Source organism: Cytobacillus purgationiresistens (genome assembly GCF_030813235.1).
GTDB classification, from domain to species: Bacteria; Bacillota; Bacilli; order Bacillales; family Cytobacillaceae; genus Cytobacillus; species Cytobacillus purgationiresistens.
On sequence record NZ_JAUSUB010000008.1, the window covers coordinates 17,446 to 42,934 of the forward strand.

At 38.8% G+C, this 25,489-nt stretch carries 31 protein-coding genes and 2 other annotated features; of the genes, 4 read left to right on the forward strand and 27 right to left on the reverse strand.

Features of this window, described 5'->3' with window-relative positions:
- Positions 1 to 10: 10 nt before the first annotated feature.
- From J2S17_RS10885 to J2S17_RS10945, 13 genes are all read right to left on the reverse strand, one after another.
- Positions 11 to 679, reverse strand: a complete 669-nt coding sequence (locus J2S17_RS10885) for an SOS response-associated peptidase (protein WP_307474724.1) — start codon at positions 677 to 679, stop codon at positions 11 to 13.
- A gap of 198 nt (positions 680 to 877) precedes the next feature.
- On the reverse strand, positions 878 to 2,473 hold the full coding sequence (locus J2S17_RS10890; protein ID WP_307474726.1) for a catalase: 1,596 nt from the start codon (positions 2,471 to 2,473) through the stop codon (positions 878 to 880).
- A gap of 326 nt (positions 2,474 to 2,799) precedes the next feature.
- Positions 2,800 to 3,399: a sporulation-specific diadenylate cyclase CdaS gene (cdaS, locus tag J2S17_RS10895; protein WP_307474728.1), complete on the reverse strand. Its 600-nt coding sequence runs from the start codon at positions 3,397 to 3,399 to the stop codon at positions 2,800 to 2,802.
- Positions 3,400 to 3,643: 244 nt separating this feature from the next.
- Complete coding sequence (locus J2S17_RS10900; RefSeq protein WP_307474730.1) at positions 3,644 to 4,102, reverse strand: DUF6434 domain-containing protein; 459 nt, start codon at positions 4,100 to 4,102, stop codon at positions 3,644 to 3,646.
- Positions 4,072 to 4,401: a hypothetical protein gene (locus J2S17_RS10905; RefSeq protein ID WP_307474733.1), complete on the reverse strand. Its 330-nt coding sequence runs from the start codon at positions 4,399 to 4,401 to the stop codon at positions 4,072 to 4,074. Before J2S17_RS10905 ends, J2S17_RS10900 begins: the two co-directional genes overlap by 31 nt.
- A gap of 436 nt (positions 4,402 to 4,837) precedes the next feature.
- Positions 4,838 to 5,620 carry a tryptophan synthase subunit alpha gene (trpA, locus tag J2S17_RS10910; protein ID WP_307474735.1) on the reverse strand — a complete coding sequence of 261 codons (783 nt, stop codon included), beginning with the start codon at positions 5,618 to 5,620 and terminating at the stop codon, positions 4,838 to 4,840.
- Positions 5,617 to 6,816, reverse strand: a complete 1,200-nt coding sequence (gene trpB, locus J2S17_RS10915; protein ID WP_370875000.1) for a tryptophan synthase subunit beta — start codon at positions 6,814 to 6,816, stop codon at positions 5,617 to 5,619. Before trpB ends, trpA begins: the two co-directional genes overlap by 4 nt.
- A gap of 2 nt (positions 6,817 to 6,818) precedes the next feature.
- On the reverse strand, positions 6,819 to 7,472 hold the full coding sequence (locus J2S17_RS10920) for a phosphoribosylanthranilate isomerase (protein WP_307474739.1): 654 nt from the start codon (positions 7,470 to 7,472) through the stop codon (positions 6,819 to 6,821).
- Positions 7,472 to 8,260 (reverse strand): indole-3-glycerol phosphate synthase TrpC, encoded by a 789-nt coding sequence (gene trpC, locus J2S17_RS10925; RefSeq protein WP_307474741.1) that lies wholly within the window; start codon positions 8,258 to 8,260, stop codon positions 7,472 to 7,474. Before trpC ends, J2S17_RS10920 begins: the two co-directional genes overlap by 1 nt.
- A complete protein-coding gene (trpD, locus tag J2S17_RS10930; protein WP_307474743.1) occupies positions 8,261 to 9,286 on the reverse strand; it encodes an anthranilate phosphoribosyltransferase in 1,026 nt (341 codons plus the stop codon).
- On the reverse strand, positions 9,258 to 9,869 hold the full coding sequence (locus tag J2S17_RS10935; protein ID WP_307474745.1) for an anthranilate synthase component II: 612 nt from the start codon (positions 9,867 to 9,869) through the stop codon (positions 9,258 to 9,260). The genes trpD and J2S17_RS10935 overlap by 29 nt, the downstream gene beginning before the upstream one ends.
- Complete coding sequence (trpE, locus tag J2S17_RS10940) at positions 9,853 to 11,250, reverse strand: anthranilate synthase component I (RefSeq protein WP_307474747.1); 1,398 nt, start codon at positions 11,248 to 11,250, stop codon at positions 9,853 to 9,855. The genes J2S17_RS10935 and trpE overlap by 17 nt, the downstream gene beginning before the upstream one ends.
- A 103-nt stretch (positions 11,251 to 11,353) precedes the next feature.
- Positions 11,354 to 11,606: a binding site (T-box leader), on the reverse strand.
- Between the two features lie 37 nt (positions 11,607 to 11,643).
- Positions 11,644 to 11,895 (reverse strand) — a binding site (T-box leader).
- Between the two features lie 55 nt (positions 11,896 to 11,950).
- Complete coding sequence (locus J2S17_RS10945; RefSeq protein WP_307474749.1) at positions 11,951 to 12,592, reverse strand: MOSC domain-containing protein; 642 nt, start codon at positions 12,590 to 12,592, stop codon at positions 11,951 to 11,953.
- A gap of 175 nt (positions 12,593 to 12,767) precedes the next feature.
- Between J2S17_RS10945 and bcbE the strand changes: the two genes are divergently transcribed.
- Positions 12,768 to 14,030 carry a bacillibactin exporter BcbE gene (gene bcbE, locus J2S17_RS10950; protein ID WP_307474751.1) on the forward strand — a complete coding sequence of 421 codons (1,263 nt, stop codon included), beginning with the start codon at positions 12,768 to 12,770 and terminating at the stop codon, positions 14,028 to 14,030.
- 225 nt (positions 14,031 to 14,255) lie between these two features.
- On the opposite strand, the gene J2S17_RS28850 is transcribed toward bcbE, so the two are convergent.
- The 3 genes from J2S17_RS28850 to pfkB all read right to left on the reverse strand — a co-directional run bounded on the left by J2S17_RS28850 (position 14,256) and on the right by pfkB (position 17,217).
- Positions 14,256 to 14,339 (reverse strand): putative holin-like toxin, encoded by an 84-nt coding sequence (locus J2S17_RS28850; protein WP_370875001.1) that lies wholly within the window; start codon positions 14,337 to 14,339, stop codon positions 14,256 to 14,258.
- A gap of 134 nt (positions 14,340 to 14,473) precedes the next feature.
- Entirely contained in the window at positions 14,474 to 16,306 is a 1,833-nt protein-coding gene (locus J2S17_RS10955) for a PTS fructose transporter subunit IIABC (protein ID WP_307474753.1), read from the reverse strand.
- Positions 16,300 to 17,217, reverse strand: coding sequence for a 1-phosphofructokinase (pfkB, locus tag J2S17_RS10960; protein WP_307474755.1), 918 nt, complete (start codon positions 17,215 to 17,217; stop codon positions 16,300 to 16,302). The genes J2S17_RS10955 and pfkB overlap by 7 nt, the downstream gene beginning before the upstream one ends.
- A 529-nt stretch (positions 17,218 to 17,746) precedes the next feature.
- Here pfkB and J2S17_RS10965 point away from each other — a divergent pair.
- Together J2S17_RS10965 and J2S17_RS10970 are read left to right on the forward strand one after the other, a co-directional pair.
- On the forward strand, positions 17,747 to 17,887 hold the full coding sequence (locus tag J2S17_RS10965) for a hypothetical protein (RefSeq protein WP_307474757.1): 141 nt from the start codon (positions 17,747 to 17,749) through the stop codon (positions 17,885 to 17,887).
- A gap of 308 nt (positions 17,888 to 18,195) precedes the next feature.
- On the forward strand, positions 18,196 to 18,663 hold the full coding sequence (locus J2S17_RS10970) for a hypothetical protein (RefSeq protein WP_307474759.1): 468 nt from the start codon (positions 18,196 to 18,198) through the stop codon (positions 18,661 to 18,663).
- A gap of 112 nt (positions 18,664 to 18,775) precedes the next feature.
- Here the strand turns inward: J2S17_RS10970 and J2S17_RS10975 are convergent, their stop codons facing one another.
- The 9 genes from J2S17_RS10975 to J2S17_RS11010 all read right to left on the reverse strand — a co-directional run bounded on the left by J2S17_RS10975 (position 18,776) and on the right by J2S17_RS11010 (position 23,753).
- On the reverse strand, positions 18,776 to 19,342 hold the full coding sequence (locus J2S17_RS10975) for an NADPH-dependent FMN reductase (protein WP_307474761.1): 567 nt from the start codon (positions 19,340 to 19,342) through the stop codon (positions 18,776 to 18,778).
- A gap of 11 nt (positions 19,343 to 19,353) precedes the next feature.
- On the reverse strand, positions 19,354 to 20,412 hold the full coding sequence (locus J2S17_RS10980; protein WP_307474763.1) for an LLM class flavin-dependent oxidoreductase: 1,059 nt from the start codon (positions 20,410 to 20,412) through the stop codon (positions 19,354 to 19,356).
- 18 nt (positions 20,413 to 20,430) lie between these two features.
- Entirely contained in the window at positions 20,431 to 21,372 is a 942-nt protein-coding gene (locus J2S17_RS10985; RefSeq protein WP_307474765.1) for a ring-cleaving dioxygenase, read from the reverse strand.
- 48 nt (positions 21,373 to 21,420) lie between these two features.
- A complete protein-coding gene (locus J2S17_RS10990) occupies positions 21,421 to 21,864 on the reverse strand; it encodes a MarR family winged helix-turn-helix transcriptional regulator (protein WP_307474767.1) in 444 nt (147 codons plus the stop codon).
- Between the two features lie 786 nt (positions 21,865 to 22,650).
- A complete protein-coding gene (locus J2S17_RS28855; RefSeq protein WP_370874995.1) occupies positions 22,651 to 22,803 on the reverse strand; it encodes an ATP-binding cassette domain-containing protein in 153 nt (50 codons plus the stop codon).
- Positions 22,797 to 23,033: a hypothetical protein gene (locus J2S17_RS10995; protein ID WP_307474978.1), complete on the reverse strand. Its 237-nt coding sequence runs from the start codon at positions 23,031 to 23,033 to the stop codon at positions 22,797 to 22,799. Before J2S17_RS10995 ends, J2S17_RS28855 begins: the two co-directional genes overlap by 7 nt.
- A complete protein-coding gene (locus J2S17_RS11000; protein ID WP_307474768.1) occupies positions 22,999 to 23,115 on the reverse strand; it encodes an ATP-binding cassette domain-containing protein in 117 nt (38 codons plus the stop codon). The genes J2S17_RS10995 and J2S17_RS11000 overlap by 35 nt, the downstream gene beginning before the upstream one ends.
- Positions 23,116 to 23,173: 58 nt before the next feature.
- Positions 23,174 to 23,524: a DUF2178 domain-containing protein gene (locus J2S17_RS11005; RefSeq protein ID WP_307474771.1), complete on the reverse strand. Its 351-nt coding sequence runs from the start codon at positions 23,522 to 23,524 to the stop codon at positions 23,174 to 23,176.
- Positions 23,514 to 23,753, reverse strand: coding sequence for a helix-turn-helix transcriptional regulator (locus J2S17_RS11010; protein WP_307474772.1), 240 nt, complete (start codon positions 23,751 to 23,753; stop codon positions 23,514 to 23,516). The genes J2S17_RS11005 and J2S17_RS11010 overlap by 11 nt, the downstream gene beginning before the upstream one ends.
- A 360-nt stretch (positions 23,754 to 24,113) precedes the next feature.
- Between J2S17_RS11010 and J2S17_RS11015 the strand changes: the two genes are divergently transcribed.
- Positions 24,114 to 24,245, forward strand: a complete 132-nt coding sequence (locus J2S17_RS11015) for a YetF domain-containing protein (RefSeq protein ID WP_370874996.1) — start codon at positions 24,114 to 24,116, stop codon at positions 24,243 to 24,245.
- A 318-nt stretch (positions 24,246 to 24,563) separates the two neighbouring features.
- On the opposite strand, the gene J2S17_RS11020 is transcribed toward J2S17_RS11015, so the two are convergent.
- Positions 24,564 to 25,211 carry a hypothetical protein gene (locus tag J2S17_RS11020; protein ID WP_307474774.1) on the reverse strand — a complete coding sequence of 216 codons (648 nt, stop codon included), beginning with the start codon at positions 25,209 to 25,211 and terminating at the stop codon, positions 24,564 to 24,566.
- Entirely contained in the window at positions 25,201 to 25,338 is a 138-nt protein-coding gene (locus J2S17_RS11025) for a hypothetical protein (RefSeq protein WP_370874997.1), read from the reverse strand. The genes J2S17_RS11020 and J2S17_RS11025 overlap by 11 nt, the downstream gene beginning before the upstream one ends.
- Between the last annotated feature and the right edge of the window lie 151 nt (positions 25,339 to 25,489).

A 25,489-nucleotide genomic window follows, 5' to 3' on the forward strand; every position in this document is an offset into this window, starting at 1 on the left:
CCTTGCATATTTATAAACTATTTAATTTTTGTATCATATCAGGTGTATCAAACTTGGATGAATTGACGAGTGTGGAAACAGGATACCTCTTCATTTCACCACCGTCGTAAGGCTTCATTAGTGATTTTAATTGTTCCAAATCCTGCTCAGATGAATTAAGCCAGAAATCATAGTCCTTTTCTTTTAATATGACAGGCATACGATCATGTATCGTTTCTGTGACTTCATTAGGACCCGTTGTAATGATTGTACAGCTCTTAAGCGGTTCTTCTCCTTTATCCCACACATCCCATAAACCTGCAAATGCAAAAGGCTTGCCGTTATTCATAGTAAACCGATAAGGCTGTTTGCCTTCTTCTGTTTTCTTCCACTCATAGAACCCATCTGTCAATATTATACATCTTCTTTTTTTAAAAGGAACTTTATAACTCGGTTTTGTTTCAATTCCTTCAGCACGTGCATTAATCATTTTATAGCTAATTTTCGCTTCCTTAGACCAATAAGGAACAAGTCCCCACTTCATCTTTGTTCCAATCCTTGCTCCTTCCTCCTCAATGATTGTTAAAATCTGTTGCCCTGGAGCAATATTATATCTCGGTGCCTCTTCTTCTGCAAAATAAAAATCAAACACCTTTTGCAATTCAAATACTGCTTCTGTTAATGAAAATCGACCGCACATTAATATCACCCCTAGAAAAATCTATCGTTTGTAAACGTTCAAAAAACATTCATATTATTTATGAAGTCTAACCGTTTTCATCAATCATAATCAATTTATTAATAGGATTTTATGAACAAAGTTTGTTAAAATCTCCTTGATTATATCCCTTTCCCCAAAAGAAAAAGGAAGGCACAAGCAGCCTTCCTTTGTTAAATATTAATAGCGGTCCGCTTCATGGCCTTTGTCCTCAGCTGTTTGTGGGGCATCATCGCCATCTTTATCACCTAATGGTCGTCCTTTATGAGTGCCCGTTTCCTTACGTGCACTCGAAAGACCTTCGCGTAAACGGCGTCCATAATCTTCATCTGCTTCTTCAGCAAGTGCAATCATCTTATCTTGAATGACTTTTGCACAAATTGATAAGTCTCCAACAAGATTCGAAACCAATTCAGCCTGTTCCCAGCTCTCAAATTCACGATAAGTATGTCCTGCTTGCTTTGTATTATCCGCACGGTCAATTGATTCACGAACTAGATTGCCTTTAATCATCGGCGTATATTCTTTACCAGATTGCTTCGCTTCCTTTAACCCGCCAAGATCTGATGGTTCATAGTTGATATGCGGGTTTTGACCAGGCGCCTTGTCTACATAATATGACATTTGACCGCCTCTTTGGTTCGTTTGTGACTGCTTTTTCGGTGCATTAATTGGCAGCTGTAAGTAGTTCGGTCCAACACGGTAACGCTGTGTATCGGAATAAGAGAACGTTCTGCCTTGAAGCATCTTGTCATCAGAGAAATCAAGTCCATCTACTAAGACTCCTGTTCCAAAAGCAACTTGCTCTACCTCATTAAAGTAATCTTCCGGATTTTTATTCAGCACCATTTTCCCGATAAGCTTAAATGGAAATTGGTCCTCCGGCCAAAGCTTTGTATCATCAAGCGGATCAAAATCAAGTTCCGGATGATCATCATCGCTCATCATTTGCACATAGAACTCCCATTCAGGGTAATCTCCACGTTCGATGGCATCGTATAAATCTTGGGTAGCATGGTTAAAGTTCTTCGCTTGAATTTCTTCTGCATCTTTTTGTGTTAGGTTTTTGATACCCTGCTTCGGCTCCCAATGGTATTTAACAAGAACTGCCTCGCCCTTCTCATTCACCCATTTGTATGTATTGACACCTGAACCTTGCATTTGACGATAGTTGGCTGGGATTCCCCATGGTGAATATAAGAAAGTAACCATATGGAAACTTTCAGGAGAATTCGCACAGAAATCAAAGAACCTCTCTGCATCCTGAATATTTGTTAAAGGGTCAGGCTTAAAGGCATGAACCATATCAGGAAATTTCATCGCATCACGGATAAAAAACACTTTAAGGTTATTTCCCACTAAATCCCAATTGCCTTCCTCCGTATAGAATTTTGTCGCAAACCCTCGTGGGTCACGCAAAGTTTCCGGAGAATGACCGCCGTGAATAACCGAAGAAAAACGGACAAAAACAGGAGTTTGTTTGCCTTTTTCCTGAAATAGCTTTGCTCGAGTATACTTAGATACAGGTTCGTCTCCCGCCATCCCTGTCGCTTCAAAATACCCATGTGCACCAGCTCCGCGGGCATGAACGACTCGCTCTGGTATACGTTCTCTGTCAAAATGACTGATCTTTTCAATAAAATCATAATTTTCAAGGGTTGCAGGTCCACGATTGCCTACCGTACGAATATTTTGGTTGTTTGTAACCGGATGTCCCTGCCTTGTCGTTAACGTTTCATCCGTTTCATAGTTTGTATCATTTTCATTATTGTTCATGATTATCCTCCTTTGGGAACTATTAACAATGTTCCCCATTACAGCATTTTCTATTTATCCATTTTAAGAAATATAATGCAAGCGGAATAAATAGATCTGTAAAAAAAAGAGCAAGCAGCCTGGTGATTAATTAATTGAAGCACTTATTCACTTCAATCATATTCATACTTTGCTATCCCTTTCACAACGAGGAGCAAGAGGTATATAAAACGACTCCAACAGAGGACTCGTTGTAAGTGGATCGTATGGATTTTGGAGTCATGAACGATAACGTGTTCAACATAAGGCTTATGAACAGAGGAATTCATGCTCTACATTATGTTTACTTATGGGCGAACAACATATAATTCACCTTCAAATGCAAATGAAATTCTGCCGGTTTCCTCTGAAACAACAATGGCAACTGCATCAGTCTGCTCTGTCATACCGATGGCTGCACGATGGCGGGTTCCAAGGATTTTTCCTGCAATTTGCTTTTCTGTTACAGGGAGAATATTACCTGCAGAGACAATCTCATCCTTTCTAATTAACGTCCCGCCATCATGAATTGGATTGCCTGGATAAAAAATCGTCTCTAATAAGGTATGACTGACCTTTGCTCCAATTGGGGTTCCACTATGTATATACGGATCAACATTGATATCGCGTTCAATGACAATTAATCCACCATGCCGTTTATTTGATAAATGTTGAGCAGCTAGAGATAAGGTTGCGAAGTGTTCCGTATAAGGAGATAAATAGTGCTGTAAATAATAGGTTGATGTGATATTATGGGCTTCATTTACGAGCTTCTGCAATGTTTCAAACTCAGTCATGATACAGCAATTAAATTCTCTCCAGGAATGGGATAGATGATTCAATTGTCCTTGAATATCGTTTACATACCGTTCAAGATCATTTTGATATTGCTCCATTCCATAATCCATCACCATCACCCTTTATTATTTATTTGCTATTTATATTTTTTCCAGAATAGTTGTTTTTATCCTTGGAAGCTAAACAGGCTTTTAAGGGGGGAGCATAATCAGAGAGATTTCACTCCTTGTAAGGGTGATGGATTTGACCTTTAGATAATAGCCGTCTGGGTGAAAATTATGGACGGAGTAATTGAACCCATGAAATCATGCAAAGTACCACAGCTCTTTTAAGCCTATAGGTATGTCTTCAGTATTAATAATAAAATGTAGATAGAGACTTATTTTTTTGATTACTTCCGGCAAGTTTTTTTATTTCATTCCAAGCTTCAATCGCTTTTTCACGGGTTTCTCCTTTATTTGCCGAGTCTAAGAAGAAATCACGAATGAATTGATTGTATTCGAATTGAGGAGCGATGCTCTTCATGTACAAGGGGTCTCTTTTTCTCTCCTCTTCCTCGTACCATACATCTACAACATCACGATATGTTTTACCTACATTGTTTTTGAAGTAGGTTTGAATGAAAGTAGAAAAATGAAATTTAGAACTAATCACTGACTTAAAAAAAGCTCTTACCTCTTGGCTGCATCGATGATTTTCAGTAATAATCGTATCAAGGCTCAAGTTTCCTGCACTTAGCCCTGGCTCACCTATCAAATCAACTGTGTAAACAGGACGGTGTCTTAGGAAATCATGGAGATTTGCTTCCCCCATGGGTGTCGCAGACCCTTTTCCGGAAAGTAACAATATAGGTGTTTATTCGGCGTTTCATCTTCTTGAAATTTGTATAGCTGCACCTCGCCAAAATCCGTGCTGATTATTTTTGACTCTACAGGTTGTGGTAAAAAATTCATCGCTTCATTATATGATTGCACATATTCTTCCTTACCTTCATCTGTAACAAAACCACTTATTGAACCATCATCTTTAAAAAGAAACCCGATAACGGACAATCGTAAGAATAAAACGAAAGAAATTACAGCTAAAATAATCCATGCCTTTTTTCTTTTCATATAAAAATAACCCTTCACTCAATCTTACTATAGGGTATGAGGTTACGTAACATGCAAGTTAAATTTCAAGTGAAGAATGGTACTACAATCACGTTCTCTATTTTAAATGAAATGGAAAAAGAGTAATGATTATCACAAAAAAATACTTTCACAATTATTTTTGTCACTTAACCTTATTCAACTAAATAAGAAAATGCATCACTCAGTATTGATGAAATGCGCTTTTGCCAATGTAAAATGATAGCAATTTTATGATTGTTGTTGTAGTAAGTGAGACCATTTAGTGGTCTAATTAATAAAAAAGGCATACCACTGGATAAAAGTGATATGCTTCATTTTATTTAATGTGTGACATTAAAGATGAACTCTTACTCTGTCTATAAAAACAAACATTCACTTGTCTTGAATTTTACAGAGTAATGGAGGTTTTTCTTCATTATAATTTTATTGTAGTTTTTGAGGCATCAATGAGATTTACAATCCCTTGATAATCCCCTTTTTCAAGTAATTCTATCGTTTTGCTGCCAACAATGACACCATCACAATAACTGATCATTTCCTCGACATGCTCAGGAGTTGAAATGCCAAAGCCAGCTAGAACCGGAATCGGACTTACCTCTTTTACCTTTTTTAAATGCTCTCCCAACTTCTCATTAAATCCGCTTCTTGAGCCTGTTATCCCATTAACAGTCACCGCATAAACAAAGCCTTTTCCTTTTTTCGCGATTGCTTCAATTCGGCTGAGCGGGCTTTGCAGAGTAACGAGGCGAATCAGCTCAATATTCTCTTCCTCTAAGTATGGTGAAATGATGTCCTCTTGTTCAATCGGCATGTCTGGAATGATTAGACCGTCCACACCTGATTTTTTAATGTCATGAATAAACGCCTCCACTCCATAAGCCATTACTGGGTTTGTATAGGTCATGAATAATAATGGAATATGAACAATCGGACGAATTTCCGCAATAGCAGATACAACATCCCTAAGGGTGGTACCTTCCTTCAATGCACGAATGCCAGCTTGTTGAATCACTGGTCCATCCGCAACTGGATCAGAAAACGGAATTCCAATTTCAATGGCGGTAGCCCCTGCCTTTTCTAAAAAAGTGATTTTTTCCTGTAAGCTTTTGAGCCCGCCATCACCCGCCATAATATAAGGAACGAATGCCTTTTGATTCTTTTGCTTTAAAGTTTGGAATACCTTTTCTATCCTGTTCATTTATTTTCGCCTCCTAGTCTTGCTCGTACTGTTTCTACATCTTTATCCCCTCGTCCAGATAAGCAAATGACAAGGCTTTCTTCACTTTTCATTGTTGGCGCCAACTTTAATGCATAAGCAATTGCATGAGCGCTCTCTAATGCAGGAATGATCCCTTCTGTTTTGCATAGAATCTGCAGGGCATTTAGCGCTTCTTCATCTGTAATTGACTCATAGCTTATGCGGCCAATTTCTTTTAAGTAGCAATGCTCTGGACCAATTCCTGGATAGTCTAACCCGGCTGAGATGGAGTGTGCTTCTTGAATTTGTCCATGCTCATCCTGTAATAAATACATAAGCGCTCCGTGGAGAACACCTGGTTTTCCTTTAGTTAACGATGCTGCATGCTTATCGGTATCCAAGCCTAACCCTGCTGCTTCTACTCCGTAAAGGTTGACAGATTCATCCTCAATAAAGGGGTAGAACATCCCTATAGAGTTACTGCCTCCGCCAATACAAGCAACGACTGCATCTGGCAATTTATCTTCCTTTTTCAAAAATTGCTGTCTTGTCTCTTTGCCTATTACACTTTGAAAGTCGCGAACCATCATTGGGAATGGATGGGGTCCCATAGCAGAGCCAAGAATATAATGAGTATCTTCAACATTCGTGACCCAGTAGCGCAATGCCTCATTGACTGCATCTTTTAAAGTTGAGCTGCCGGAGTTCACCCCCACTACTTTGGCACCCAGCATTTCCATCCGAAAAACATTAAGCTGCTGACGCTTAATATCTTCTTCTCCCATGAAAATGACGCATTCTAGATTTAAGAGTGCACACGCTGTTGCGGTTGCGACACCGTGCTGTCCTGCCCCTGTTTCAGCAACTACCTTTTTTTTACCCATGCGTTTAGTTAAAAGCGCCTGGCCTAAAGAGTTATTAATTTTATGAGCTCCTGTATGGTTTAAGTCCTCACGCTTTAAGTAGATTTTAGCGCCACCGGCATATGCTGTAAGGCGCTTGGCATAATAAAGCGGTGTTTCGCGGCCGACGTAGTCTTTAAGGAGATCATCAAGCTCAGCTTGAAAGGATTCGTCATTTACTGCTTTTTTATACTCTTCTTCCAGTTCGAGTATAGCCTGCATTAATGTTTCAGGAACGTATCTGCCACCATATATACCGAATTGGCCTTTTTCATCAGGTAATGTGCTTGTCATAGTCATCTGACTTCCTCCTTTAAATTACTTTTAGCCTCTTTAATGAAGGCTTTTATTTTCTCCATATCCTTTTTACCATTGGTTTCTACGCCACTGCTGACATCCACCATATAAGGGTTTGTTTGTGTTATTGCTTCTGCCACATTTTGCGGGCTGAGACCACCAGCGAGAATTACCTTCTTATCAACCAACTCAATTCCCTCAAGCATCGTCCAATCAAACGCAACACCATTGCCTCCATGATACTTCCCTCTCGCACTATCCAACAAAACATAATCACAATCATACCCCTCAAGCTGCTGCAAATCCTCTCTCGCATTAATGCTGAAGGCTTTTATTTTCGCGGTGCTTTTTGCAGCATTTGTGGTGCCTGTCACCTCCAAATTTCGACAAAATTCGGGGGATTCGTCGCCGTGGAGTTGGATGGCGTTGATGCCGGTTTGGTTTGTGATTTGTCTGATTGTTTCTTTGGTTTCGTTGACGAAGACGCCGACTTTTAGTATGGAATCTGGCAGTTGATCGATGATTTGTTTTGCTTTTTCAGGGTCGATTTTTCTTTTGCTGTTGGCAAAGACGAAACCTAAGGCATCTGCTCCTGACTCTACTGCAAATTTGGCTGTTTCCACTTCTGTTATCCCGCAGATTTTCACTTTCATTACCGCTTGACTCCCTTCACTGGCTGCTTCATGCTTATTAACAAGCCTTCTAAATTCTCCGCTTTCATAAAGGCTTCGCCGACTAAGATACCATCTGCTCCAGCACGGATCACCCTTGCCACATCTTCCTCTGTTTTCAACCCGCTCTCACTAATTAAGAATGCTCCTGCCTGTTTAATCACTGGCGCAAGTTTCTCTGTCATTCCGATATCAACCTGGAATGTTTTCAAGTCACGGTTATTCACGCCGATTATTTGAGCACCCAATCCTATCGCTAACGCTGCCTCTGCATCATTATGAACCTCCACTAATACCTCAAGGTCATTCTTGACAGCGAAGTCAAATAATGTTTGTAGCCTTTCACGCTCCAACGCAGCAACGATCAATAGAATTAAACTTGCACCTGCATTTTTTGCCTGAATGATCTGCTTTTCATCAATGATAAAGTCTTTGCATAATATCGGCACATCAACCGTTTCATAGACTACTGTCAAGTCTTCATGACTCCCTTTAAAAAAGGTTTTATCCGTTAACACAGATATGGCGTCTGCACCATAAGCCTTATACATTCTCGCTTGCTCACTTGGGTCGAGAGTTGCATTAATTTCTCCTTTAGATGGAGATGCACGCTTAAATTCAGCAATGATAGCGAGCTCTTCACCCTTCTGCAACCGTGACAATAATGACCTTTTCTCTCTTACAAGGTTATCTTCGTAAATGGCTGCATTCGATAAAACCGCAACTTCCTTTTCTTTTTCAGCAATGATTTTGTCTAAGATTGTATCCAATTAAATCACCTTTTCTTTCGATATCTTACTTAGTTGAATAAGCTGCTCCAATTTATTTAACGCGGCTCCTGTGTCAATTATTTCTTGTGCAGCTTTTACGCCTTCTCGAATGCTGTTTGCCTTCCCACCAGTAAAAATACCAATCCCTGCATTAAGGAGTACAGTCTCTCTGTATCCTCCTTTTTCTCCTTTTAATACCTTATATAAAATTTCTGCGTTTTCCTTCGAATCTCCGCCGCGTATTTCTTCATTAGAATAGACTGATAAACCTACCTCTTCTGGATGAAGGGTTCTCGCAGTAATCCTGTCATCCTTTAGAATGGCTAAATAGTTATCTCCTTGAAGTGAAGCCTCATCCATATAACCTGCACCGTTGAGAACAACGGCTCTCTTCCGCCCTAATGTTTGCAGGACTTCAGCAAACATCTCTACTAAATCTCTACGGTAAATGCCTAATAACTGATGATCTAATTGCACAGGATTAATGAGTGGACCAATTAAGTTAAAAGTAGTCGGGATCCTTAAATCCTGCCGTACCTTCATAATTCTTTTAATTTGCGGATGCACATGGGGTGCAAACAAAAAGGCGATGCCGATTTCATCAAGAATTTCCTCTGTGCGTTCAACGGATAAGTTTAAGTTGATGCCCAGATGTTCAAGGACATCCGCACTTCCGGTTTTACTTGATACACTGCGATTCCCATGCTTTGCGACCGGAATTCCTGCGGCTGCTATTACGAAAGCCGACGTAGTACTAATATTAAAACTCTTTGATCCATCACCGCCTGTTCCGCAATTATCAAGAATATTAGGAATCTTCTTGTTAAATTTCATCGATCTTTTCCTTAATGAATGCACAATTCCCGCAATCTCTTCCACTGTTTCACCTTTTGTTTTTAAACCGATAAGAAATGCAGCAATTTCACTATCAGTCACTTCCGGTGAAAATATATGATCCATCGCATCCTGCATTTCTGCTTCTGATAAGGATTGTCGTTCAGATAATTGTTGCAGTATGTTTTTCATCTTTCTGTTCCCTCCTAGTTAATTGTAAAAAATGAGCAAGGATTTTCTTCCCATAGTCAGTACCGACTGACTCTGGATGGAATTGCAGTCCATAAAGCGGATAGGCTTCATGCTTGATTGCCATCATTTCATTATCATCCATTGATTTTGCCAGCACTTTAAAGGTTGAGGGCAAAGTTCCTTGTTTAATCACTAGTGAGTGGTATCTCATAATATCAATTGGCTGAGGCATATATTGAAAAAGCTCCGAGCCATTATGCATTAGTTTCGACGTTTTCCCATGCATAATTTTTTTGGCTTTATCAATAGTGGCACCGAATGAATACCCGATTGCCTGGTGTCCAAGGCAAATGCCTAACATCGGTATCTGTTGATGCAATTGCTGAATTACATCGATACAAATCCCTGCCTTTTCAGGTCTCCCCGGACCAGGCGATAAAATGATAGCATCCGGTTCCATTTCCTTGATTTGCACGATAGTTATACTGTCATTGCGAACGACTTGCACTTCTTCGCCAAGCTCTCCTAAATATTGATAGAGGTTATAAGTAAAAGAATCATAATTATCAATCAATAAAATCATGGTCTGCCTCCAGAAAAGCACTTAATTTATGAATTGTTTCTTCATATTCTTTTTCAGGGATGGAATCATGGACAATGCCAGCACCAGCTTGGATATACGCTTTATTACCTTTTGCAACCATCGTCCGAATGGCTAACGCGAAATCCATATTTCCATTAGCCGATAAATACCCGATTGCTCCTGAATAAATCCCTCTCTTTACCTCTTCCAGCTCATTGATGATTTCCATTGCTCTGATTTTGGGCGCACCCGATACTGTTCCAGCAGGCAAACAAGCAACCAATGCCTCTAAATTTGATATTCCTTCACGGAGCGTCCCACCCACCTCAGACACAAGATGCATCACATGTTTATACTTTTCTATTTCCATATACTTACTAATAGCCACAGTTCCAAATTCACACACCCTGCCTAAATCATTTCTCCCTAAATCTAATAGCATACGGTGTTCGGCAATCTCTTTCTCGTCTTCTGCGAGTTCTTTCTCCAATCTCTTATCCTCTTGCTCCGTTTTCCCCCTTGGCCTCGTACCTGCGATCGGATTAGTTATGACTTGATTTCCTGTTACTTTTACTAAGCTTTCAGGTGAAGCACCAGCAATTACGTAATCACCAAAATCAATGTAATACATATATGGTGAAGGATTCTGCACACGCAACCTGCGATAAAAAGTAAATGGGTCACCTTCAATATCCGCTGTTAAACGCTGAGATAAAACTACCTGAAAGATGTCACCCTCGACAATATGCTCCTTTGCTTCCTTCACCTTCTCGATATATTTGCTCTGTTCCATGGATGCCTTAAAGCTTGATAATTTCAACTCTTTTCTTTGAATTGCAGCGGTATTTTCTATGATCTCTTTTTTTCGTTGCGTTAACTTTTTTTCCAAATCAATCCGGCTCGTTTGGATTGGAATGCCAAGGAGTGTGACTTTTTGTTCTAAGTGATCAAAGACTGCTATCTCTTCAAAGAACATGAAATGAACATCCGGTACTTCAATCTCGTCATTAAGCGGGCCACCAATTTTTTCATACTCCCTGATTGCGTCATACCCAGCATAGCCAACCGCTCCGCCGATAAATGGCAAGGAAGCCATTTCGCTTTCATCTATATGAGGTAAAAGTTCGCTTAAAACGTCCAGAGGTTTTTTCTCTATTAATTCCTCCTTGTCATCCTTGAGTACGATCGTCTTTCCGCCGAACCCTGTGATTTCAAAGAGCGGATCCGCTCCGATAAAGGAATACCTCCCTGACTTTTCATGTTTTAACGAGCTCTCAAAAAGGAATTTTTTCTTTCCTTTTAATCGCTGATAGATGAGTATAGGCGTTAATGTATCTCCCTCAAGCTCTATCGTGACAATCTGATCTTGCATACTTTGCATAATTTTCACTACTCCTTTATTTGAATGATGGAAGTGGATCCCAAGCTGCCACGACAGGCAGAAAATAAAAAAGTCCCCTATACACACAGGTAAACCTGTGCATATAGAGGACGTATTTGCTAAGACGCGGTGCCACCTCAATTTAGAGCAATATCTGCTCCCTTCTTCAGGTACGGATAAATAGATTTATTTATCGATACCCTATCCTTTTAACGGAGGAAGTCCGGGTCCCATACTATTATTTCAGGGTACCTCTCACAAGCCCATTCGACTAATCCATCGTACCGGATTCCACCCACACCGGCTCTCTGTAACGATTCAAGATTAATGTACTCCTCTTGTTCAAACGATTTTACTTATTTTTTTCAAATAAAAAAGGGCTCTCTCCTATAAAAAAAGGACGAGAAACCCGTGGTGCCACCTTCATTAGCTGTAAAAAACAGCTCACTTGAACAGATATCAAAGCCAAAAGGCTATAATACCTGTCTCTTGTAACGATGAGACTTTTCGCCAGAGCCTACTAGTTAATAAGGTTCGGTCTGGGAGCTCGGAAGTCCATTCACCATTACGTCCACACTGATTCTCACCAACCATCAGCTCTCTTAAGTTTCCGTAAAAGTTACTCCTCTTCGTCATTGCCGTGCTATATATTGATTATTATACTATTCCTTATGATTGAAAAAGTCAACAGAAAATTTAATTACTTTTGCATTGCTTTATTTAAACGATTTTTCCAATCTTCTGCTAACCCCTTGATTTGCAGTAAAGATTCAACTGCTTCTCGATCTCTTTTCTTATGTAAAATAATTTGAGTTGCATCAAGTACAGACATTTTAACTTGTGTTCGTTCAATCAACTTTATGCTCGAATCTTTTGTTATCTTGCCTTCTTCTAATACGCGGAAGAAATAACCCGTATAACACGTTTCAACAATACGGCTTAATAATGGATTTACATCATTATGCATAGAAATCGTTGAACATGGAATCCTTCCTTGTGTAACTTGAATGGTTGTTTCGCCTAAGGAAAAAATATCACCTATGTAAACATCTTTTTCAAGCATGCCAGTCATACAAATATTTTCACCAAAAGATGGCGGCTGAAATTCTTGATTAAACTCCTTCTTCCACATATGATAATGTTCGTATGGATAAAGACAAACTGCTCGATCCGGTCCGCCATGAAAAACAGGGTTTGCAACTCCGTCGTCTGAAAATGCTTCTTTAGTTAAATAAGCCTCCGCTACAATCGTTTTCCCAATTGCAGACTCTATCTTTTTACCTTTCCAATCATAAGCTTTGGGTTTACCAATGCTTAATGAGATCAATTTCCTATTATTCATTTAAGTCACCTCTATACCATTTGTTATACATCATATTTTATCGGCAAATTACGATTTTGACCAATCAAATTGTTCTCATATTTTTATTCCCAAAAAAAGTAAGCTTTTTTTCTTTCGTGATTAGCTCATATTAATACATAGCTGAATAATAAATGAAGGCGAGTAGGATGATGTAATGGAACATATTGAAGATGCGGTGAGCAAATCTACTGATAAAGGAAAAAAGAAAAAAAATGACGGAGCAAATAATCAGAAATGGGCAATTCTCTCGATATCCTCGATCCCACTTGTGATGACATTAGGAAACTCTATGCTCATCCCGGTGTTACCTGCAATGGAGAAGGAGCTGTCCATTTCATCCTTTCAGGTAAGTATGATTATAACAGTTTACTCCATTGTCGCGATTTTTCTAATTCCGATTGCAGGATATTTGTCTGACCATATTGGGAGAAAGAAAGTCATTATTCCGAGTCTATTGATAGCAGGGATTGGCGGCATTATATCCGGCTGGGCAGCGTGGAAATTCAAGGATCCCTATTGGGTAATATTAATCGGGCGCGCATTGCAAGGAGTAGGAGCTGCGGGGGCATCCCCCATTGTCATGCCTCTTGTAGGCGATATGTTTAAAAATGATGACGATGTCAGCAGCTCACTTGGATTAATTGAGACATCCAACACTTTCGGAAAAGTTTTAAGCCCTATTTTGGGTGCATTACTGGCAGGAATTTTCTGGTTTTTACCCTTTTTCTCAATTCCGGTTTTTTGTGCAATATCCATTATTCTTATGCTCTTTCTTGTAAAAACACCAAAGAAAAGGGAAAAGCCCATTCCGTTTAAGCAGTTCTTTAAGAAGGTAAAAGAAACTTTCACTCAAAAGGGAAAATGGCTTTATGCTATTTTTGCAATCGGCGCAATTCTAATGTTTGCCCTATTTGGTGTGTTATTTTATTTGTCAGATGTGCTTGAAAAAACATATCATATTAAAGATATAAAAAAGGGGCTTTTACTCGCAGTTCCTTTATCTGCACTATGTGCTTCCTCCTTCATCACAGGAAAACTGATAAAAGAAAACAAAAAATTGATGAAATGGATAACCTTTTGCGGATGCGCGTTGTCTTCTGTAGCCATCATTATTTTAAGCTTTTCAGATAAACTGTGGTTCTTAATCGTTTTGTTCTTATTTAGCGGAATCGGTATTGGCGTTGCTTTGCCATGTTTAGATGCGCTGATTACAGAAGGAATTGAAAAAGAAGAACGGGGAACGATTTCATCAATTTATAGTTCCATGCGATTTATAGGTGTTGCTGCAGGGCCACCTGTTGTTGCCGTAATGTTAAAACAATCGGACAATATGCTATTTTATTTATTAAGCGGCCTAATCCTTTTAGCAGCCCTCGCAACATTATTCGCAATTAAGCCAGGGAATGTGAAATCATAGTGGACACGCATAGTTTTCAAATGACAATCGTAAAGATAATATGTATGCCGTGTGCATTTAACCGTGACTTTCGAAAATTCATATGATATCCTAAAAGAGATATCATATGAAAAAAATGACCGCAGGTGTTGCTGCACCCACGGTCATCTGCAATAGGTTTGTCCCTTAGGGGTCGGCCAGAAAAAGACGTAGACCTTACCCTCAGGTTATCAGATCAAGGGAGGTCTATTTTTTATGCTTAAAAGCTAAGACAGCCATAATCAAAGTTGAAAAAGAAATCATAAGCATCAACGATTCAAATACTGTCAAAAGGCATCACCCCCTTTCAAAACGGGGTTAGCCGACCACCCATATGAACGATCTATTGCCATTTCATTATATCATATTACAGCATATTTATCAGAACACATGTTCTATTTTTCGAAATTGAGTCTAACAGCCTATCATGCTGATTGTTTTTTTAAGACTCCTATTAAAAGCGCTGAAATTAAACTGCTGATTATGATAGCCAATACATATAAATACCATTGACCAAATACGAGTGGAACAACAAAGATTCCCCCATGGGGTGTGGCAAGTCCGACACCTGCAGCCATCGAAATGGCACCCGCACATCCCGAGCCAATCAGTATAGGCAAGAGATAACGTTTTCGATAAGTGTTAACAAACGGAACCGCTCCTTCTGTCATGAAACAAAGTCCCTTTACATAATTTCCCCTATATAATTTCTGCTCGGCTAACGAAAATTTATGTTTGAACAAAGTTGATGCCAAGGCCACTGCAAGCGGCGGTATCATTCCTCCTGCCATAATTGCAGCCATCGGTTCATATATCCCGCCGACTAAAAATCCAATGCCAATTAAATAGACGATTTTATTGATAGGTCCTCCCATATCAATTGCCATGAGCATACCCAATAATGCACCAATAATTATTTCTAAGCTTGGACTGAGTCCAAAAAAAGTGTTAGCTATTCTATCATTAAAAAATTCAATATAAGGATTTACCGGTAGCATAATCATTCCAATTAAGAGCATACCAAGTACAGGATAAACAAGAATAGTCGTCATTGCTGAAAATGAAGGAGAGATGCGACTGACAGCCCTTTTCAATAAATTCACGATCCACCCTGATAGAAATCCGGCAATTATACCACCAAGCAAGCCCGCTCCATCCATCGCAGCTAGCAATCCCCCAACAGCTCCTGGGGCAAAACCAGGGCGATCTGCAATACTTTTAGCAATATAGCCTGACAGAATAGGAAGCAGCAAGCTAAAAACACTTTGACCACCTATAAAATGTAATGACTGAGCAAAAGGATTCTCATTAAAGCCAATTAAATAAGCAATCGAGAACAAAATACCGCCGCCTACAGCAAATGGCAGCATATTGGACAACCCACTCATTAAATGCTGATAAAAATCTCTTCTTCTCCCGTTACTCGTTTCGAGACCATCATAATAATCATAAAAAGGGCCATCTTGCTTTAGCGCTTTTTCAAGTAGCACTTCCGGCTTAATCATGCCATCTGCGACCGATGCAATGATTAAATGCTTGCCACTGAACCTCGCTAGATTCACCTTCGTATCTGAAGCAATAATGACAGAAGCCGCGTTTTCGATTTCTCTTTTTGTCAGATGATTTTTCACACCTGCCGCACCGTTCGTTTCCACTTTAAGCCCTATCCCGAGCTTTGCAGCCTGCTCCTCTAAAGCCTGAGCAGCCATATAAGTGTGAGCAATGCCTGTTGGACATCCTGTTACTGCAACAATATAGGGAGATTCCTCACTTATACCCTCTTTATCCCCACTGAATTCACTTTCATCAAAAGAATGCAGGATTTCTCTAATTTTATCAGTCGATTCCGCCTTCAACAGCTCTATCCTTGCATCGTCTTTCATTAAAACGGTTGCCAGCTTCGCCAAAATATCTAAATGAGTTTGATTGGCATTTTCAGGGACAGCAATCATAAAAAGAAGATTGACTGGTTTCCCATCTAATGACTCGAAGTGGACACCTTCAACCGATTTCGCAAAGGCGATTGTGACCTTCTTAACTGACTTCGATTTTGCATGTGGAATCGCTATTCCATTACCAAATCCAGTTGTACTTTGTTCTTCTCTCTTTAGAACAGATTGTAAAAACTCCTGGCGATTATACAAGACCCCTGCTTCATCGAGCTTCTCGACCATTCTATTGATTACTTCTGTCTTAGTCCTTTCCTCCATCTTGAGAAGTATAGTGTCTTCTGTCATTAAATCTGTGATTCTCAACACCCTTCCACCTCTTCCTTTGTGACAATTACACGCTCTACTAAGCAGTCAGCCTGCTCTCTTCGACATATACCATTTGTAAAAGCTGTCGCACTGCCTGCTGCCACACTACCTGCGAAAGCACGCTCAATATCTTCACCCATTATGTATTTAGCCAAAAACCCTGCGACCATTGAATCTCCTGCACCAATTGTACTAAGGACTTTTCCAGTTGGCGCTTCCGCTTGATAAACCTTTTCCTTTGTCGCCAAGACTGCCCCTTTGTCCCCCATAGAAACCATGACATGCTGCGCTCCCATTTTCACCAGCTTCAAGCAATAAGGAATCATCTCATTAAGAGCAGAAAACGATGTATTAAATAAAGCTCCTAGTTCTTTATGATTCGGCTTCAGAAAAAATGGACGATATGCTAAAGCAATGTTAATATGCTCAGCTTCTGCATCAAGGACAAATGGAATGGCATTTTTCATACAGATTTGAAAAATATCGATATAATCTATTCCAGTTGGAGGATTCCCAGAAATAATTACCATATCCTCATTTGTTAGAGTGTTCATTATTCTTAAAAGATCTGCATAATTGGTATCTGAAATGATGGGACCGGATTGATTCACCTCGGTCTCTTCTTCTGCACTTATTTTTATATTTATCCTAGTATCTTCGTTCACATGAATAAAACTCGTCTCGATTTGTTCACGAGCCAAACAATCTTTAATATATTCACCTGTCAATCCGCCTACATATCCAAGCGCAATGCTGTTTACTCCCATTTCGTTTAAAACACGAGAGACATTAATCCCTTTACCTCCAGGCTGCTTCTCTTCATATACTGAACGATTAAGTTCACCTATTCTTAATTTTTCAAGCTGTAAATGATAATCAACTGAAGGATTTAACGTCAATGTGTAAATCATGAAATCACAGCCCTTTACTTTCGATATATATAAATCTTACAAAACTAGGACATAAAAGCAATCCTATTTAATAAATTTCAACTTTTTTTGCAGATTTTCAATAGCTGTTTGCTCTAGGTGAAAATGTATGATAAAATCAATTACAACAATATATAGACGTTTTTATCGATTGACCACACTATATATTGTATCATTCATTTGAACTAACCTTGATTTATGGTCTCTTTTCCGCTTCTGCATGGAGCGGACTTTTTTATGTTGATTTTTTTATTATTCCATCTGATCTTAACAAGTTCAGTCTACATTATTGACAAATTGAAAGATTTAACATTTCACATACATAATCAATCTAAGTTGAGAGAGGGTTTTAAGTACGTAAAAAGGAATAAATACTAAACAAACGCGAGGAGATGAACAATGATGTATACCATTCATCATCTCAAGGAAGACGTTTTAATTTCTGGGTGGAATCACTCATAAAATAGAGGAAGATATCTTTTACAAACCGATTGCTGAAGGGAAATGGTCTATGGCAGTAATTATTAGCCAAATTATTGTTCTTGAAGATATGCTGCCGATAATGAAACAAGATGCTGTCATCCAAAGTATTGAGTTTGTGCCACTTAATCAAAAGGGCTTCAAAGTATGCCTTATTTGGAATAACCGTTGAAGCATTAATAACAGAGCAGCAGGAGATTAGGAATGCATTTATTTCAGGATTAAAAAAAACCCGAGGAAGAATTTATCCCCCGCCTTCCTAATTAAGGGAGAGACAATTGATGAATATTCCGGTTATCCTCATTCATTGTTTAATTATTATGGGGGTTTGTTTGGCATGATCATCATCATAAAAGGCAAATTGATGAGTTTTTAAGTCAGATTAAAGTTGAGTTAGAATATTATATTTTATTGAAAGAGCACTCCTTCCTTGCAACCTCGTTCTCTCTATCTTCGTCCATAAGGTAAGGAGGAATTCACATGAAACATTCCGTTTCAATTGTTTTCATTTTATTATTACTTTCTCTTACAGCCTGTTCTACCGATAAGTTAAGCGGTAACCGTCCACCCGATGTGTTAATTGAAGCAAATGGAAAAACTTACGAAACCGTTCTTGGATCTTACTGCTGGAGTGAAGGCTTCCACAGCACTTGCGTTGATACTGCAGGGCCAATCGAACTCTTGAAGGACAGGGAGCCTATCAAGGTTAAACCAGGTGAGAGCATTACCATCCTAATGGACTACAAACCAAAGCCTAAAGAGTATGAGCTCTATCAAGTGAAGGAAAACAATAAAGATACAGAGATATCATTGCAAGATCACCAGTTTACTGGACCCTCCAGCAAAGGGGTTTACTTTTATTCCTACGGGGTTTGGTGGCTGGATGAAGAGGACTCGAACATGTCAAATGGCGATGCCTTTTATGCTTTTAGTATTGAAGTGGAGTAGTTTCGATTTATATAATAAAAAGAAAGACGTACAAAGTCTATTTTGTACGTCTTCTTTTTTAGATAAAGTCAGGCCAATATACCGTATGATTCTTAAAAACTTTTATTTGATATTAAAAATCGTACTCTGCATCTTTCTTTTCACGTATTTGCGAGTAGGCATCCACAAGCAGTACAGTATCTTCCACTAACCTTTCCATCCGAAAAAGAACATCATCGTTGACAATTTCTCTTCTGAGATAATCCTTTTCTTCTATAAATACGTAAGTGGGGACAATATGAGCTTTCATGTATGCTAGAATTGGCTTTAATTGCTGCTCGGCCATTAAATAATGCTTAGCTGTCCCTGCAGTTACAACCATACTTACAACCTTGTCACGAAAAGCATTGACTGGAAGCAAATCAAATATATTTTTCAATGTAGCTGGAATGGAAGCCTGAAAGGTTGGTGTCCCAATGATCAGTGCGTCTGCGTCCATAATTGTTTCTGTTACATATTTGGTATCACCATCGTATTCCCAATAGTTGCGTCCATCACTAAATGCCATATCATATTCTGCTAAATCCAGCAGGGTAATGTCTGCTTGCGGGTACTTTTCTCGAGCAATTTTCAGGGTGTAATCCATAGCGGTACGCGTTTTAGAGCCAACATTTGATCCTGCTATTCCTACGAGTTTCATCCAATCCCCCCTTAATCCTGTGCTGTGTGTTTCTTTATTTCCGGCATGATTTTTGTTGCGATTAATTCAATGTTTTTCGCTATTTTATCGAATGGCACTCCGCCAAAGTCTATTTGTGCCATAAAACGCTGATGGCCATATAATTCGTATTGATAAAGCATTTTTTCTACGATTTGTTGAGGGCTTCCAACCATTAGTGCATCACGATAATCAACCGATTGGGCAAATTGCTGTTTTGGATATCCGCCACCGCGTAATGCCTGCATGCCTGAGTTAATATGCGGATAATATTCACGCAAAGCGTCTTTGGAATCTTCTGCCGTATAGAATAAACTAGTCGTTGCGATTGGTAAATTGCTTGAGTCAAATCCATTCTGTTCTGCGGCTTCACGATAGGCATCAACCGATACCTTAAAATTAATCGCCGGGCCGCCGAGTGTTGTGAGCATCATCGGCACACCAGCATGTCCAGCCTTGATTGCACTTGCTGGTGGACCACCTACTGCTCGCCATATCGGCAAGTGACCATTTAATGGCTGTGGATAGATCGATGCATTTTTCAATGCTGCACGGAATTGACCTTCCCAAGAAACAGCCTCTTCCTTATTCAACTTTAAGAGTAGATCCATTTTTTCTTCAAACAGTTCTTCATAATCTCGAACATCATACCCTAATAAACTATAAGCACCTATACGAGAGCCACGTCCAGCAACGATTTCAGCGCGTCCATTGGATAAAAGATCGATTGTCGCGAAATCCTCGTATACACGAACAGGATCTGATGTGCTTAGGACAGTAGCAGAGCTGGCAATTTTAATTTGATTCGTCGCCTGAGCAATTGCACCTAATATGACTGTGTGAGCCTGTGTTGTGAAGTAAGTCTGATGGCTCTCCCCCACTGCAAATACATCCAATCCTGCTTCATCGGCAAGTTTGCTTGCATCAACTAATTCTTGAATACGCTGTTGGGCGCTTATTTTGATTCCTGTATGTGGATTAAAAAGATGATCCCCTATTGAATAAAGGCCAAATTCAACCCCTTTGTTCTTCGCAATGCGAAATTGTTCCATTGCTATTCTCCCCTTTCCCTATTCAAGTGGTGCTAGCTTTGCTTCTATTTCTGTTCTTCTTTTTTCTAAAAACGGAGGTAAATTCAACGTCTTTCCAAGATTTTCTACAGATGAATCCGCTGTAAAGCCCGGACCATCTGTTGCTATTTCAAATAAAATGCCATTTGATTCGCGGAAGTATAAGCTTTGAAAATAAAATCGATCCACAATACCTGTTGATTGGAATCCGTTTGCTTGAACAACCTTGTTCCAATATTGCAGTTCCACTTCATTTCGCACCCGAATGGCTAGATGATGAATACTTCCTCTGCCGGGCTTTTCGCTCGGACCTGGCTGCTGTTTGATCACGATCTCTCCAAAGGCACGGCCAGGTACAGATTGAAAAATCAATTCTTCATCAGTACGGCTCGCATCTGTATAGCCAAACATTTCCTTAAGTGTTTCTGCCAATTTCCTTTCGTATCTTACGGTTATTTCAATTGTTCCCATTCCTAAAATGCGATGCTTTTGATTAACCTCAGATTCATTCCAAGCTGACCATTCCTCAGGAATATCTTCTCCATTATTGTTTATTAAGACCATCCGCAAACCCTCTGAATCTTCAAAAGGCAACGCTTTTCTGCCGGCGAAGGTTGTTATATCGTCATGCTTAACCTTAAATAACTCAAAGCGTTTCCTCCAATAGCGGAGACTTTCAGATGAAGGTACAAGCAAACCAATTTGTGTAATGGCATTCGTCCCTCGATAAGTTCTTCCTGCAAGCGGCATTTCAAAAAAAGACAGCTCTGTTCCAGGGCTCCCTATTAAATCTCCATAAAATAAGTGATACATGGATGGATCATCCTGATTGACTGTCTTTTTCACACGGCGAAGACCTAAAACCTTTGTGTAAAATTGATTATTTAATTGCCCATTCTTCGTGATCATCGAAATATGATGATGTCCGGGTATTGTATACATAAATTTCCCTCCCCTAACTTGACTAGTCAAATGATAAAGCAAAAAAAATCACTCAGGCGGCAATTCCTTTTTTTGGCTATGCTTATGAATACGTGTCATCAAGCTGTACAGTGTTTGCTGCTCTTCTGCACTCAAAACATCATCAAAAAAGGACGATTGAAACGCCAGCTGTTCCGGCATAGCTCTATCTAAAATACTCTCTGCCTTGTCTGTCAAGCTGATCGTTTTTGTTTTCCAATCAAGCTTTCTCACAATATAGCCTTCTTTTTCAAGTCTTACAAGCATGCGAGAGATCCCGCCCTGCGTAACGGTCACTTTTTCTGCCAGCTCCATTTGTGTAAGCGGCTGATAAATTCGCACCTGCATCAGGACATCAAATTGAGCCGTCGTTAGATCAAATCGCTTCAAGAAATCATTCGACATCTGATTGCTTTGGTTAGTAAAACGCATTAATCGAAGCCAAATCAACGACCCCAAGGTATTTTCCCGCATTCATCACCCTCCTGTTCTTGTGTTTGTTTTCACTTTACTACTCAATTGACAAAATTGCAAGTAGGTTATTCTCTGACATTATTACTTTTATATTATTAACAAAACTTGATTTCTCTTACTATTTGCCGCAATTTCGATAGTCTTCCAGCAGTCAACTAATATCTTTAGACTATCTAAATATTTCTCCTCTAACATGAATACTAATTTGGCCTCTTCTCATGATATTTTCCCTATTTTTATTTTCAACATATCTTTTTGTATTAGTAATGTGCTTTAAAATCCTTTAAATAGGGCTTAAAATGGAAACCCTATTGCTTTCCCATCTGCTGTTGGAAGCGTTTATTAATTAGCAATCACTAACAGCAAAATACAATATTCCAGCTTGATGAAGTTATCTCGGCAGCTATCGAATATTATCACCAATTGCACCACTGAATATCAAAAGTTGCACCACCGCATATAAAAAAGCCACCAATCATCATTAAAACACGGTGATTGGTGGCTTCTTAAAATGGTAAATCATCAATCTCAGGCTTAAGCGGTTGATTATCATCAGGCAGCCTGATACTGGCAATGTAGCTGTCAATTTCATGTTTCCCCATATTTACTATCTATTCCTTGAAATCCTCAGAGGAATAATCACACTGTTCTAACATGGAGTATATCGAGACTTGAAGCTTCAAAAGACAGGCTTTAAGAATAAAACTCGATCGCAAATAGCCTCAATATCTTATAGCTTATGGCTAGAAATCAAAATACCGACATTCCATTCCTCAGCCATACTTCTCAATTCTTCCAAAACCTCAAAAGAGTCTCCACATCCATGCCGTTAGTAGGTTCATCTAATACAATGTAGCGTGGATTATTTAGTAGGCTAATGACAATTCCTAACTTCTGCCGCATTCCTAAAGAATATTTCTTCACCTTTTTATTCAACACATCGAATAATTGCAGGTTCCGTAAGAGCCTCTCGTATTCATTGAGTTTGAAGGTGTTTCCGTAAATTCCCGAAAATAAGTTAAGTGGAATAATCCTGTCTTATTATTGAATAGCTTTGGTTCCTCGATCAAGTACCCTACCTGATGATTGTCTGTAACTGACCCATCATAGGTTGAATGGATTGCGTTATAATCTTCAGCAGGTACTTTTTCCAGCGCCGTTTCTTCCAATCAGACCAACGATTTCTCCTTGGTTGAAATCTAAAGAGAGATCTTTTAAAACTATTGAATTTCCATATCGCTTAGTTAGCATATTTATCAGTATTGTCTAATCCTCCATCCATGGCCGGATCTCGCTCATCGACCTTTCCTTATGAAAAATCCTTTTTATATTGGACGGCCAAGTAAATTCCACCAGCTAAAAATGCCAACGTATATTTGAACAAGAAAAAGATGTTCCACATATAGTCATTGGGAAAAATCATGTCACATAGAATAATTGCCAACAGCATATAGTAACTGCTTTTCAAAAAGATTTTATTTGTCCGTTCGTCGTCTTGCCCAATCTTCTTATAAAAAAAATAGGCAAAAATCGCACTTCCAATAAGCAGTAACCCACCAACCCCAATGAGAATATTCCAATTTCCCGAAGATTGTTCAGCCCAAGACTTTAAAGGGTAAAAAATTGCGTTAGGGATATCAGAGATAGACTTAATTTTCATTTTGATCATTTCCTTTCACATAAGTAAAAACATCGTTTACATCAACATTAAAAAATTCGGCAATTCGAAAAGCTAACAGCAGAGTCGGAACATAATTTCCTTTTTCCATTACGAAGATGGTTTGTTTGGAAACCCCGACTTTCTCTGCTAATTCTTGCTGAGACATTCTGGCAAGTACACGATATTCATAAACCTTATTTGATATCGAATCACCAAAATCTTTCTTCATGATAACCACCTCTTGAATCAAATTATAAACTCAATTTTTACAAAAGTAAAGTAAACTTATACAAAAACATCAAATACCTTTACGTTTGCTTAGATTACTTTGATTTAACAAGAGCCAGAATGCAGAAAGAACCTGACGAAATTCATGATTCTGTCAGGTTCACATATCGATCTGGTGTAATTTATTTTGGTGGTGCGTTTTATGATATTCAGTGGTGCAAAAAACGGTTAGAGTGGTGCAATCGGGTGATAATATTCAGCTATCGATGTTGCACAAAAAAAATTACTATCGTGCAAAGAAAGTCGGCAAAAAGGTACACATTTATCTAATGTTAAGGAAATGCAATAAAACCAGCTTAAAATGGAGCAGTTCAGGACTTTGTTAAGAGCAACAGGGATATTAAGCATGAATAAAGTAAAGAACGCCTATCTTGAGACGAGCGGTGGCTTAAGCGTGCAAAAGTTTCTGAAAAAATGGGCCTTTTACTCCTGAACTGGGGGAAATTGAGGCTAAAGATAACCAACCTTCTTTAGTATTAGTTGACGAATGAGAAGTAGTTGGCAGAGGCCTTGAGAAAATCTGAAAAGATTCTGCGTGGTTAATGGAATCAATTAAACGTGAAGGCTACAATAATATAAAAAATCTTCTGTGCAGAATGGTCTGAGGAAAAAAAGGTAATAAGTGCAATAAACAATGTTGAAATTAATGGTATTGAAATATCCCTTCATAGGGAAAGTGCAGACCGAACCTTATTTTGTGATTGAAAATTCCACAAAATGATTGGGTTTCTAACACTTTAATTTATTCTTGCTAGCCGATTGTTGGATTTTCATGCTCTAATATCGCGATTAGAACATATATTACAGGTTTTTTACCTGAATCATGTTCCAATGTCGCGATTAGAACATATATTCCGAGTTTTTTACCTGATTCATGTTCCAATATCACGATTAGAACATATATTACAGGTTTTTTACCTGATTCATGTTCCAATATCGCGATTAGAACATATATTTCAGGTTTTTTACCTAAATCATGTTCCAATATCGCGATTAGAACATATATTCCGAGTTTTTCTCCTGAATCATGTTCCAATATCGCGATTAGAACATATATTACAGGTTTTTTACCTGAATCATGTTCCAATATCGCGATTAGAACATATATTCCAAGTTTTTTACCTGATTCATGTTCCAATATCGCGATTAGAACATATATTCCGAGTTTTTTACCTGAATCATGTTCTAATATCGCGATTAGAACATATATTCCGAGTTTTTCTCCTGAATCATGTTCCAATATCGCGATTAGAACATATATTGCAGGTTTTTCACCTGAATCATGTTCTAATATCGCGATTAGAACATGAATTACAGGTTTTTTACCTAAATCATGTTCCAATATCGCGATTAAAACATAAATTACAAGTTTTTCACCTAAAGGGACCTCATACTCCATTATATGGAGCTGCATAAGCTAAATCTAACAATTGATCTATGGCCATTTTATTATGTAATGCTGTTGCTAATACATCAATTCGTTTAGCTTTCCCGCTTTCTCCAATTATTTGTCCACCAATCACCATGGATGCAAACGAAAAAGGAATAATTTTTCAGCACGTAACCTTCAATTCCATGTACTTGCTCCTGTTGTTATTTTCATAACAACAGTACCTAATCCTCTATTGACTTGAAAAAATTAAAATATGATGAATTACAATATACAATAGTAATTGA

Bases quoted from the DNA above. Each gene is read 5' to 3' on its own strand.
- J2S17_RS10900 (WP_307474730.1), bottom strand. From the start codon at position 4,102: ATGGGGGAAGCAAATCTCCATGATTTCCTAAGACACCGTCCTGTTTAC.
- trpE (WP_307474747.1), bottom strand. From the start codon at position 11,250: ATGCAAAGTATGCAAGATCAGATTGTCACGATAGAGCTTGAGGGAGAT.
- J2S17_RS10935 (WP_307474745.1), bottom strand. From the start codon at position 9,869: ATGATTTTATTGATTGATAATTATGATTCTTTTACTTATAACCTCTAT.
- trpB (WP_370875000.1), bottom strand. From the start codon at position 6,816: ATGACAAGCACATTACCTGATGAAAAAGGCCAATTCGGTATATATGGT.
- J2S17_RS11005 (WP_307474771.1), bottom strand. From the start codon at position 23,524: ATGAAAATTAAGTCTATCTCTGATATCCCTAACGCAATTTTTTACCCT.
- pfkB (WP_307474755.1), bottom strand. From the start codon at position 17,217: ATGATTTACACATTGACGTTAAATCCTTCAGTTGATTATCATTTACAG.
- J2S17_RS11025 (WP_370874997.1), bottom strand. From the start codon at position 25,338: ATGGTGATTGGTGGACAAATAATTGGAGAAAGCGGGAAAGCTAAACGA.
- J2S17_RS10965 (WP_307474757.1), top strand. From the start codon at position 17,747: ATGGCAGTAATTATTAGCCAAATTATTGTTCTTGAAGATATGCTGCCG.
- J2S17_RS10985 (WP_307474765.1), bottom strand. From the start codon at position 21,372: ATGTATACAATACCCGGACATCATCATATTTCGATGATCACGAAGAAT.
- J2S17_RS11020 (WP_307474774.1), bottom strand. From the start codon at position 25,211: ATGGAGTATGAGGTCCCTTTAGGTGAAAAACTTGTAATTTATGTTTTA.
- J2S17_RS10975 (WP_307474761.1), bottom strand. From the start codon at position 19,342: ATGAAACTCGTAGGAATAGCAGGATCAAATGTTGGCTCTAAAACGCGT.
- J2S17_RS10905 (WP_307474733.1), bottom strand. From the start codon at position 4,401: ATGAAAAGAAAAAAGGCATGGATTATTTTAGCTGTAATTTCTTTCGTT.
- J2S17_RS10890 (WP_307474726.1), bottom strand. From the start codon at position 2,473: ATGAACAATAATGAAAATGATACAAACTATGAAACGGATGAAACGTTA.
- J2S17_RS10970 (WP_307474759.1), top strand. From the start codon at position 18,196: ATGAAACATTCCGTTTCAATTGTTTTCATTTTATTATTACTTTCTCTT.
- J2S17_RS10990 (WP_307474767.1), bottom strand. From the start codon at position 21,864: ATGCGGGAAAATACCTTGGGGTCGTTGATTTGGCTTCGATTAATGCGT.
- J2S17_RS10885 (WP_307474724.1), bottom strand. From the start codon at position 679: ATGTGCGGTCGATTTTCATTAACAGAAGCAGTATTTGAATTGCAAAAG.
- J2S17_RS11010 (WP_307474772.1), bottom strand. From the start codon at position 23,753: ATGAAGAAAGATTTTGGTGATTCGATATCAAATAAGGTTTATGAATAT.
- trpD (WP_307474743.1), bottom strand. From the start codon at position 9,286: ATGAAAAACATACTGCAACAATTATCTGAACGACAATCCTTATCAGAA.
- J2S17_RS10920 (WP_307474739.1), bottom strand. From the start codon at position 7,472: ATGAAAGTGAAAATCTGCGGGATAACAGAAGTGGAAACAGCCAAATTT.
- J2S17_RS10980 (WP_307474763.1), bottom strand. From the start codon at position 20,412: ATGGAACAATTTCGCATTGCGAAGAACAAAGGGGTTGAATTTGGCCTT.
- J2S17_RS11000 (WP_307474768.1), bottom strand. From the start codon at position 23,115: ATGCTAACTAAGCGATATGGAAATTCAATAGTTTTAAAAGATCTCTCT.
- bcbE (WP_307474751.1), top strand. From the start codon at position 12,768: ATGGAACATATTGAAGATGCGGTGAGCAAATCTACTGATAAAGGAAAA.
- cdaS (WP_307474728.1), bottom strand. From the start codon at position 3,399: ATGGATTATGGAATGGAGCAATATCAAAATGATCTTGAACGGTATGTA.
- J2S17_RS10945 (WP_307474749.1), bottom strand. From the start codon at position 12,592: ATGAATAATAGGAAATTGATCTCATTAAGCATTGGTAAACCCAAAGCT.
- J2S17_RS11015 (WP_370874996.1), top strand. From the start codon at position 24,114: ATGGAGCAGTTCAGGACTTTGTTAAGAGCAACAGGGATATTAAGCATG.
- trpA (WP_307474735.1), bottom strand. From the start codon at position 5,620: ATGAACAGGATAGAAAAGGTATTCCAAACTTTAAAGCAAAAGAATCAA.